This window comes from Bacillus sp. AF62 (assembly GCF_050312695.1).
In the GTDB taxonomy this organism is placed as follows: Bacteria; Bacillota; Bacilli; order Bacillales; family Bacillaceae_G; genus Bacillus_A; species Bacillus_A cereus.
Map to the genome: position 1 here is coordinate 1 of NZ_JBNPJZ010000194.1, position 1572 is coordinate 1572.

Here is a 1572-nt window from a genome sequence, read left to right on the forward strand (position 1 = left end):
TACTTGTATAATTATGTATCATAGAAAATATCCTTTTTTGTACAGATTATACCATAGATTCTAAACAGGTTCTTAAGCAGCAAGGTGAGGTATATGTGATAGACCCCGAGGGTACATTCACAGAAGGACTGAAAAGATTGCAAGAAATACTTGCACAAAAGAAGAAACCGAACCTATCGTAATTACGCTAGGGAGTCTATGGTGAAAGAAAAGAGGAAAGTATATGAACCTGTTATTTGTGAAGAGTTATCGTGAGCTTGCGAGCAGGAAATGTTTGCAAAAAACGGGTGTAGCAACTGTAGCGTAGCGCAAGGCGGTAGGACGGGGAAGGGGAGGTTACGAAACTGAAGATAACCAAAAGGGCTTTATTCATAATCGTATCAGTTTCTCTGTTAGGAGCTTGTAGTGAGCCAAAGGACAATCGTGTAACAGAACACCAGCAGACAACAATAAAAAGTGTCAAAAAAAATGAATCCGTACACGTGCCATTAAATATTTTTGAAAATAACAATTATAAAATTGAAGGGCAAAAAGTTACATTCACTCGTAGTATTACTAATGTTGAAATGAAAGATTTTGATCAATCATCTGAACTTGATTTTCGAGATCGTTATAACGATTATGTAAGTAAAAAAAATTTAAACCTCAAAAATGATTTTAAACTACTAATCATTCATATGAAACATGAAATAAATGAAAAAGCAAGAAGTAATCCATATGAAGGCTATTTATTAAACGTGGGTTCGGGACTTGTAATAGGTGATAATGAATTAGCTAGTGAAAATGAATTTTTAGAATACAAGCAAACATATATTACCGCCGATCATAGTGCAAAATCGACTTTTGAACAATCAGGGAAAATATTATTAGCAATTCCGAATAAATACGCTAAAAATAAAAGATTACAACTAAAAATCGTTCAAAAAATAAATAAGACAAATAAACTTGTTTATATTGATTTGAATTAAACGAGGTGGACGAATGTTAGACGACATCATAAAGGGCATAACGAATTTCTTTTTTGACATGCTTATGGGGAGTACAAAGAGCTTCCTTGATATGATTACGGAATTGTTCCAAAAAAGCGTTGATACGGTTCAAACAAATGTTTCAGAAACGCCAACAGAGTTTTCCCAAACGATTGTCGATAACCTGAGGATAATTTCTGACACGGCCATATTGCCCGTTGCGGGGCTGATTTTAACATATGTGTTTTGCTATGAACTATATCAACTAGTTATTGAAAAAAATCGTGGTGGCGATTTTGAAACGGGACAATTAATGTTTTTAATCATTAAAACAAGCGCAATGATTTTATTGTTAACTAACGCTTTTGATATAACGCTTGCAGTATTTGATCTCGGCAAATGGATAACAAATCATGTACCAGCTTCGGCATTAAAGATACCTGATTCTATAAAAGAGAAGATTGTTGGTTCAATAGAAGAAGGAGATGTAGGATCTGCTATGTCAATGTGGTTTGTTTCGGGTATTGCCTTAGAACCTGTTTAGAATCTATGGTATAATCTGTACAAAAAAGGATATTTTCTATGATACATAATTATACAAGTA

2 protein-coding genes are annotated in these 1572 nt (G+C 33.7%); both read left to right on the plus strand.

Features of this window, described 5'->3' with window-relative positions:
* Positions 1-482 precede the first annotated feature (482 nt).
* Positions 483-968: a hypothetical protein gene (locus ACQRBL_RS32185; protein WP_001130551.1), complete on the plus strand. Its 486-nt coding sequence runs from the start codon at positions 483-485 to the stop codon at positions 966-968.
* 13 nt (positions 969-981) lie between these two features.
* Complete coding sequence (locus tag ACQRBL_RS32190) at positions 982-1512, plus strand: VirB6/TrbL-like conjugal transfer protein, CD1112 family (RefSeq protein WP_000883215.1); 531 nt, start codon at positions 982-984, stop codon at positions 1510-1512.
* Positions 1513-1572: the final 60 nt, after the last annotated feature.